Source organism: Curtobacterium oceanosedimentum, from assembly GCF_020297365.1.
GTDB lineage: Bacteria > Actinomycetota > Actinomycetes > Actinomycetales > Microbacteriaceae > Curtobacterium.
Window position 1 is genome coordinate 1 of the sequence record NZ_JAIXIG010000054.1, and the last position, 5,232, is coordinate 5,232.

A 5,232-nucleotide genomic window follows, 5' to 3' on the forward strand; every position below is an offset into this window, starting at 1 on the left:
CGACATCGGCGCCGGGGGCAGCAGGTCCTCCTGCGGCGGGTAGTCGGGGGCGGGGGCGTCGGCCTCCACCAGGGACGCGATGGACGCGGGCACCGCGGACGACGCGACCGCGGTGGTCGGCACCGGCGCCGCGTGGGCGGCGTGCGTCGGGGCGGGGGTGGGGCGTGCCTCCAGGCCGGCGTCGGCGGCCTGCGCGACGGGCGCGACCTCGTCGACGGGCGGTGCGGTGACCCAGGCCGGGACGGGTCGGCGCGGGCGGTCCGAATCCAGCATGCGATGCGATGCCACTGCGGCGCTCCTTCCGTCGACTGATCCTCGTCAGTTGTACCGGCAACCGCTGAACGTGACGCAGCCCCAGTTCCGGGGTCGCCGGTACGGTCGGGTGATGACCGGAATCGAACACCGTCCCCTGGGGCCCTCGGGGCTCGTCGTCTCCACCGTCGGCCTCGGCTGCAACAACTTCGGACGGCCTGGAACCGCGTCCGAGTCGCAGGAGGGCACCGACGCCGTGGTGCACGCGGCGCTGGACGCCGGCGTCACCCTGTTCGACACCGCCGACATCTACGGTGGTGCTCCGGGCATGTCCGAGGAGATGCTCGGCCGGTCCATCGCCGGTCGCCGCGACGAGCTCGTCCTCGCCACCAAGTTCGGCATGGACATGCAGGGCGCCAACGGTCCGGACTGGGGCGTCCGCGGGTCACGGCGGTACGTCCGCCTGGCCGTCGAGTCGTCCCTGCGTCGACTCGGTACGGACTGGATCGACCTGTACCAGATGCACCGCCCCGACGACGTGACCCCGATCGAGGAGACGCTGTCCGTCCTCGACGACCTGGTGCGCGAGGGCAAGATCCGGTACGTCGGGCACTCCAACTTCGCCGGGTGGCAGATCGCCGAGGCCGAGCTCACCGCCTCCATCGCGGGGACGACGGCCTTCGTGTCCGCGCAGAACGAGTACAGCCCGCTCGCCCGCGCCGCCGAGGCCGAGGTGCTGCCGGCCGTCCGGGCGTACGCGCTCGGGTTCCTGCCGTTCTTCCCGCTGTACAACGGCTTGCTGACCGGCAAGTACACGAAGGGCGGCGGGCCAGCCGACGGACGCCTGTCGACGTCGAAGCCGCAGCTGCTCGAGGACGCTCCGTGGGAGGTGCTCGAGGACTACCAGCGCTTCTGCGACGAGCGCGGCGTCACGATGCTGCAGGCGACCTTCGCGTGGCTGCTCGCCCAGCCCGGGCTGTCGAGCGTGATCGCCGGGGCGACCAAGCCCGAGCAGATCCGGCAGAACGTCGCGGCCGGCACGACGTGGACCCCGAGCGAGGACGACATCGCCGACATGACGGTGCTGTTCAACCGCGCCGTCGCCTGAGCCGAGGGTGCCGCGCGAGCGGCCCGGCGCGTGTCGACCGGGCCGCTCGACCGGCGTGAGCGGGCGCTACCGCGTGGCGACCGCCAGGGCGTCGCGCAGCTCGGCGGCGGTCAGCCGCGGGCCGTAGCCAGGGGTGTCCCGCTGGATGCGCCAGCCCTCGGCGAGGGGACCGGCGTCCACGACGTCGAACCCGAAGGCGTCGATGAGGTCCGTGACGACCTGCTTCGCCGCCGCGTCGTCACCCGCGACCACGAGGGCACGTCGGTCGGGGGTGCCGGCGGGGGTCGCGTGTCCGGTCAGGTCCGCCGCGCCGATGTGGTTGAAGGCCTTGACCACGTGGGCGCCGGGCAGGTGGTCCTGCAGCAGCTCCGCCGTGGTCGTCGACTCGTCGTCGAGGGCGGCGATGTGGCCGTCGCGCTCCGGGTAGTAGTTGTTCGTGTCGATGACGACCTTGCCGACCAGCGGCTCGACGGGGATCGTCTCGATGGCGGCGAGGGGCGTCGTCACGATGACGACCTCGCCCGCGGCGGCTGCCTCGTCACGGGTGCCCGCGCGGGCACCCTCGCCGAGTTCCGCGACCAGGTCGGTCAGGGTCTCCGGGCCGCGAGAGTTCGCGATCACCACCTGGTGACCGTTCCGCACCGCGAGCCGTGCGAGCTGGGATCCGATGTTGCCTGCGCCGATGATGCCGATCGTTGTCATGGTGTCCCTGCAACGCGGTGGGGCGTGCTGCATTCCCGGTGGGGCGCACTCGCGCCGCGCGGAGCATGATGGCGGGCATGGACCACGAGTTCCGCGACGAGACCGACCAGGACCGCTACGCGATGTACGTCGACGGCGAGCTCGTCAGCGTGCTCGACTACCGGGTCAACGGCGACGCCGTCGCGTTCCCGCACACCTACACGGTGCCGAAGCACCGCGGCCACGGCTACGCGGCGGAACTCGTGGAGTACGCCGTCGCCGACGTCGAGGCGACCACCACGAAGCGCATCGTGCCGATGTGCTGGTTCGTCGGCAAGTGGTTCGACGAGCACCCTGAGAAGGCAGACCTGCTCAGCCGCGGCGCCGCGGACTGAGCTCCGGACGAAGGGGCGCGACATGCCCACCATCACCCCGTTCCTCTGGTACGACGACCAGGCCGAACAGGCGGCCGAGCACTACGTCGGCCTGTTCCCCGACAGCCGGGTGGACAGTGTCAGTCGGATGCCGGACGGCCGCGCGCTCGTGGTCGAGTTCACGCTGCTCGGTCGGCCCTACCGGGCGATGAACGGCGGTCCCGGGCACCCGTACACCGACGCCGTGTCGTTCCAGGTCGACGTGGACACGCAGGACGAGCTCGACCGGGTCTGGGACGCCCTGCTCGCCGACGGCGGCAGCCCGATGGCGTGCGGCTGGCTGCAGGACCGCTGGGGCCTGGCGTGGCAGGTGACGCCGTCGATGCTCGGCGACCTGATGAGCGGCTCGGGGGACCCGGCCGCCAACCAGCGGGTGTTCGACGCGATGGTGCAGATGGTGAAACTGGACATCCCCGCGCTGCAGGCGGCCGCATCGGGACGCTGACTCCCCGGTCCGCGTACCCGCCGGTATGGTGACCGCAGGAACAGACCGCCGGCCCGGCGCCGGCGCAGACAGGCTGGAGCGATCATGGACCACCCGAGCTCCGAGGGTCGGGACAGCGACGTCAGCCGCGCCTACACCGAGCTCGCCCGGATCACCCGACGCGCGAGCATCCGCGCCCGCGGCTCGGACGAGGTGCTGAGCGTCGTCGACCAGTCGCTCGTCGACTTCGTCGTGCAGCACCCGGGGTGCATGGCCATCGACATCGCCCGGTACCTGCGTCTCAACCGGTCGACGATCTCGCGGCAGCTGTCCGGGCTGCTCGCCGCCGGGCTCGTCCGCACCACCGAGGGCGGCAGCGGCAACGCGAAGCCGCTCGAGGCCACCGACGCCGGTCGCGCCGCACTGCAGCGGTCCGTGCAGCTGCACCGCGACGCGCTGCACGAACGGCTCGCCGACTGGTCGGACGACGACGTCGCACTGCTGGCCGGTCTGCTCGAACGACTCGGTGCCGCAGACGAGGCCGGACTCCCGATGCCCGGGCCGACGCAGCCGTGACGACCTCGTTCGTCCTGCTGTCGGACACCCACCTGCCCAAGCGCGCGAAGGACCTGCCTGCCGGACTGTGGGCCGACATCGACGCCGCCGACCTGGTGGTGCACGCGGGGGACTGGGTGGACATCGCCACGCTCGACGCCGTGCAGGGGCGATCCCGCCGGTTCGAAGGGGTCCGGGGCAACAACGACGGACCCGCGTTCGACGACCGGCTGCCCCTGGTGACACGGTTCGTGGTCGAGGGGCTCCGCTTCGCCCTGGTGCACGAGACCGGCGCGGCGACCGGACGGGAACGCCGGATGGACGCCGCCCACCCGGACACCGACGTGCTCGTCTTCGGGCACTCGCACATCCCGTGGGACACCGTGGCGCCGTCCGGCATGCGGCTGCTCAACCCCGGGTCGCCCACGGACCGCCGCCGGCAACCCGACCACACCTGGATGCGCGGCACCGTCAGCGGCACGGAGTTGACCGTCGACCTCGTGCGGTTGCCGCCCGCTGCGCGCTGAACCGCCGGTGCGGGACCGAGACCCGGCTGAGCGGACATTCCTCGGGCCGGCAGACCCGAGGAACGTCCGTCAGCGCGAGACGCGGGCCGCGCCGCCGCCGGCCGGGGCGCCACGGGCCGCGCCGCCGGCCGAGCCGCCGTCGGCCGCCGAAGCTCCGACGCCGGCCAGGCCACCGTCGGCCGCCGGAGCGCCGCCGCTGACCGCCACGCCCTCCGTCGGCATCCGGAAGAAGGCCAGCTCCCACTCGACCGAGCGGCGGAACGCCCGTGCCATCCTGCCCCGCTCCTCGGGCGTCACCGAGGCCGCGAGCTCCTCGACGAGCCGAGTGGCCTCGGCGCTCGCCGCGGCGAACCCGGGGTCCCCGTAGGCGGTGATCCAGTCGGCGAAGGCGTGCCCCTCCGGCGCTGCGCCGAGCTGTGACCCGACCCAGGCGTAGACCCGGAAGCACGGCAGCACCGCGGCGGCCAGGACCGCGGCCGAGCCGGTGTCGGCAGCGGCCTGCAGGTGTGCGAGGTAGCCGGCGCACGTCGGGTGCACCGGGTCGTCGGCGTGGGTGCCGGCGAGCCGTCGGTGGTGCAGGTCGCGGGCCTCGTCGGCGCACCCCTGCGCCGCCGACGCCCAAAAGGCCGCAGCAGCACCGGTGTCCGCAGCAACACCCTCGTCAGCCCCACCAGCACCGGCGAGCGCCGCCAGGTGCCGCTCGTACGCCCGCAGGTAGTGCACGTCCTGCGCCAGGTACCCCGCGAACACCTCCGCCCCGAGCGTCCCGTCGCGCAGCCCCACCAGGAACGCGCACGCGATCGTCTCCCGCAGCACGTCGGCGGCGTCTGCCCACCACACGTCCGTGTACGACAGCGTGGGCAGCGCGGCCCGCGCCGACGCCCCGTGGTCGATCGGCCCGGAACCGCTCCCGACCGACAGCGCATCGGCCCCGCGCAGTGCCACCGTGAGCCACTGCTTCGCCACCCCGACCGCGAGCTCCCAGTCACCGTGCCGAGCAGCCAGTGTCGCGATCGCGCTCGACAGTGAGCACCCCGTGCCGTGGGTGTTCGTCGTGGCCACACGGGGAGCGGAGAAGACCCGAACCGACCCGTCCGGTGCGACCAGCAGGTCGTCGGAGGTCGGCCCGTCGTCGTGCCCGCCCTTCGCCAGCACGAGCACGTCCCACCGCGCCGCCACCACCTGCGCGGCCGCCAGCGACGACGAAGAAGACGCCGACGCAGCCGACGACCCCGACGACCCAGCAGACGC

The 5,232-nt window shown here is 73.2% G+C and carries 7 protein-coding genes and 1 pseudogene; 5 read left to right on the top strand and 3 right to left on the bottom strand.

The features are described from left to right. Positions 1-273: pseudogene (locus LEL83_RS15615) on the bottom strand (hypothetical protein); the annotation flags it as partial. Between the two features lie 112 nt (positions 274-385). Here LEL83_RS15615 and LEL83_RS15620 point away from each other — a divergent pair. Continuing rightward, a complete protein-coding gene (locus tag LEL83_RS15620) occupies positions 386-1,360 on the top strand; it encodes an aldo/keto reductase (RefSeq protein ID WP_225559509.1) in 975 nt (324 codons plus the stop codon). Between the two features lie 66 nt (positions 1,361-1,426). Here LEL83_RS15620 and LEL83_RS15625 read toward each other — a convergent pair whose 3' ends face one another. Continuing rightward, positions 1,427-2,062, bottom strand: a complete 636-nt coding sequence (locus LEL83_RS15625) for an NADPH-dependent F420 reductase (RefSeq protein ID WP_225559510.1) — start codon at positions 2,060-2,062, stop codon at positions 1,427-1,429. 77 nt (positions 2,063-2,139) lie between these two features. On the opposite strand from LEL83_RS15625, the gene LEL83_RS15630 reads away from it, so the two are divergent. The 4 genes from LEL83_RS15630 to LEL83_RS15645 all read left to right on the top strand — a co-directional run bounded on the left by LEL83_RS15630 (position 2,140) and on the right by LEL83_RS15645 (position 3,981). After that, on the top strand, positions 2,140-2,436 hold the full coding sequence (locus LEL83_RS15630) for a GNAT family N-acetyltransferase (protein WP_198658254.1): 297 nt from the start codon (positions 2,140-2,142) through the stop codon (positions 2,434-2,436). Between the two features lie 22 nt (positions 2,437-2,458). Beyond that, positions 2,459-2,920 (top strand): VOC family protein, encoded by a 462-nt coding sequence (locus LEL83_RS15635; RefSeq protein ID WP_225559511.1) that lies wholly within the window; start codon positions 2,459-2,461, stop codon positions 2,918-2,920. Between the two features lie 84 nt (positions 2,921-3,004). Beyond that, positions 3,005-3,475 carry a MarR family winged helix-turn-helix transcriptional regulator gene (locus tag LEL83_RS15640; RefSeq protein ID WP_198658256.1) on the top strand — a complete coding sequence of 157 codons (471 nt, stop codon included), beginning with the start codon at positions 3,005-3,007 and terminating at the stop codon, positions 3,473-3,475. Further along, positions 3,472-3,981 carry a metallophosphoesterase family protein gene (locus LEL83_RS15645; protein ID WP_225559512.1) on the top strand — a complete coding sequence of 170 codons (510 nt, stop codon included), beginning with the start codon at positions 3,472-3,474 and terminating at the stop codon, positions 3,979-3,981. The genes LEL83_RS15640 and LEL83_RS15645 overlap by 4 nt, the downstream gene beginning before the upstream one ends. A 69-nt stretch (positions 3,982-4,050) precedes the next feature. On the opposite strand, the gene LEL83_RS15650 is transcribed toward LEL83_RS15645, so the two are convergent. Next, the coding region (locus LEL83_RS15650) for a bifunctional hydroxymethylpyrimidine kinase/phosphomethylpyrimidine kinase (RefSeq protein ID WP_225559513.1) at positions 4,051-5,232 on the bottom strand (1,182 nt) is incomplete at its 5' end.